The organism is Stieleria sp. (genome assembly GCF_041595215.1).
Taxonomy (GTDB): domain Bacteria; phylum Planctomycetota; class Planctomycetia; order Pirellulales; family Pirellulaceae; genus Stieleria; species Stieleria magnilauensis.
In genome coordinates this window covers 1-1,625 of the sequence record NZ_JBFHKV010001463.1, presented here as the reverse complement: position 1 = coordinate 1,625, position 1,625 = coordinate 1, and the positions used below count along the sequence as shown (strand labels likewise).

The 1,625-nt window shown below is 60.1% G+C and carries 1 protein-coding gene and 2 pseudogenes; all 3 read left to right on the top strand.

Annotated features, from left to right (window positions below):
* Positions 1 to 223: pseudogene (locus tag ABX749_RS32125) on the top strand (D-arabino 3-hexulose 6-phosphate aldehyde lyase); the annotation flags it as partial.
* A 66-nt stretch (positions 224 to 289) separates the two neighbouring features.
* A complete protein-coding gene (locus ABX749_RS32120) occupies positions 290 to 1,318 on the top strand; it encodes a zinc-binding dehydrogenase (RefSeq protein ID WP_145221564.1) in 1,029 nt (342 codons plus the stop codon).
* An 8-nt stretch (positions 1,319 to 1,326) separates the two neighbouring features.
* Positions 1,327 to 1,625 (top strand): annotated as a pseudogene (locus ABX749_RS32115) (sugar phosphate isomerase/epimerase); the annotation flags it as partial.

Sequence of the window (1,625 nt, the reverse complement as noted above, 5' to 3'; positions counted from 1 at the left end):
GGACCAGCTTCGTGAGGTGGTCGGCGCGGTCAAGATTCCCGTCCAGGCCGTCGGCGGACTGTCACTCGAACAAGCCATCGAATGTCCCAAGTACGGGGCGCCACTGGTCGTCTTGGGTGCCCCGCTGACGATCGACGCCGATGCCTTCAAAACGGCCGACGGGGATCTGGAAGCTTCGCTGAAATTGATTTGCGACGCCGTCCACGCACAAACCGTGCAATAGGCTTCCCGGCTCGTCATCTCGATCCCGACCGCCTGGAAGGCTATCCCACTTCAGAAAAGTACAAACATGAAATCAGCCGCCGTCGTTAATTTCGCCCCCGAACCGGAATCGGTGGAATTGAGGGAGATTGACCGACCGTCGATCGGCCCCGAGGACGTTTTGCTGGAAGTCGCCAACGTCGGCGTCTGCGGCAGCGACCTGCACCAGTGGACCGCCAATCATTCCTGGCCGGTCAACTATCCCGTCGTGCTGGGCCATGAATTCGGCGGACACATCGCCGAACTCGGATCAGCGGTCGAGGGCTGGAAAGAAGGTGATCGAGTCGTCAGCGAAACCGCGGCGATCATCGACCAGCAAAACCCGATGACCCGCCGTGGGTTGTACAACCTGGATCCGACCCGCAAGGGGTTTGGGTACGGTGTCGATGGCGCGATGACGAAGTACGTTCGCGTCCCCGCTCGGATCCTGCACAACGTGCCGGATTCCCTGGCATTCGAACACGCTTGTTTGACCGAGCCCTGCTGTGTGGCCTACAACGCTGTCGTTCGAAACGCACGGATCGAACCCGGTGATCGGGTGATCGTGCTGGGGCCGGGAACCATCGGCATCCTGTGCGCCGCGATGGCTCGTCTGTGCGGTGCCGAAGTTGCCCTGGTCGGTTTGGAATCGGATCGGCGGCGACTGGAAATCGCCCAACAGCATTATGGGTGTGAAGGCATCGTCGGCGATGCGAGCCAATGGGCACGTCAGCGCGACGGCTTGGGTTGCGATGGCGTGATCGATGCGGCCGGCGCCAGTGCGACGCTGAAGATTGCGATCGATGTGGTTCGACCGGCCGGCTGGATCAGCAAGGTCGGCTGGGGGCCGCAACCGTTGGGCTTCAATCTGGATCCGTTGGTTCAAAAAAATGTCACGTTGCAAGGCAGCTTCAGTCACAACTGGCCGATTTGGGAACGGGTGCTGGCCCTGCTGACCAGCGGCCAATTGGACGTCCGACCGATCATCGGCGGCGTCTGGCCGATCGATCAGTGGCACGAAGCGTTTGAAAAGATGCACCAGGGCGAAGTCGTCAAATCTGTGTTGAAACCCGTCTGAGATCCATTATGCCGAAACTTGCCGCATTCCCCAAAGCCTACATGCAGGCGCTTTGCAAAGACGGCTCGATGACACTGGCGGAGTGGTTCGAGCTGGCAACGACATTGGACATCGACGGTCTGGAATTTTACGCCGGGTTTTTGGAGCTGGCCGATCCCGCGAATTGGCCCGTGCTGCGAAAGCAAGTCGAAGACCTGGGCATGAGCATCCCCATGCTCTGCTGTTCGCCCGACTTCACCCACCCCGATGCCGCCTTTCGTGATGCCGAGATCGCCAAACAAAAACGTTGGATCGAGATGACCCACGC